Here is a 381-nt window from a genome sequence, read left to right as displayed (position 1 = left end):
CTCCACGCCGGCGTTGTTCACGAGGATGTCGAGCCCGCCGAGCGCCGTGGCGGCTTCCTGCACCAGCCGCGCGGCTTCCGCGGCACCGCCGCTGATGTCCGCTGCCACGTAAACCGCGCGGCGGCCCAGAGCGGCGATGCGATCGATGAGTTCCCGGGGTGCACCGTCGGGATCACGGCCGTTGAGCACCATGTCCGCGCCGTCCTGCGCGAAGCGGAGCGCGATCGCCGCGCCGATGCCCTGGGTGCTGCCGGTGACGAGGGCCTTGCGGCCGGCGAGGTGTCCATTCGCCATGGGATTGCCTTTCCTGGAAGAGCTGGAATGAGGCTTTCCACTGTAGAGATGGTGCCGGGCCCCCCGCGTAGTCCACCGCCCCATGGC

Annotated in this window: 1 protein-coding gene; it reads right to left on the bottom strand. The window is 70.3% G+C overall.

Going from position 1 to position 381, the window contains the following annotated elements; translation table 11 throughout:
* The coding region (locus E4T88_RS19130) for an SDR family NAD(P)-dependent oxidoreductase (protein ID WP_135107624.1) at positions 1-294 on the bottom strand (294 nt) is incomplete at its 3' end.
* Between the last annotated feature and the right edge of the window lie 87 nt (positions 295-381).

It is taken from the genome of Dysgonomonas mossii (assembly GCF_004569505.1).
Lineage (GTDB): Bacteria > Bacteroidota > Bacteroidia > Bacteroidales > Dysgonomonadaceae > Dysgonomonas.
This window is presented reverse-complemented; position numbering and strand designations above follow the sequence as displayed.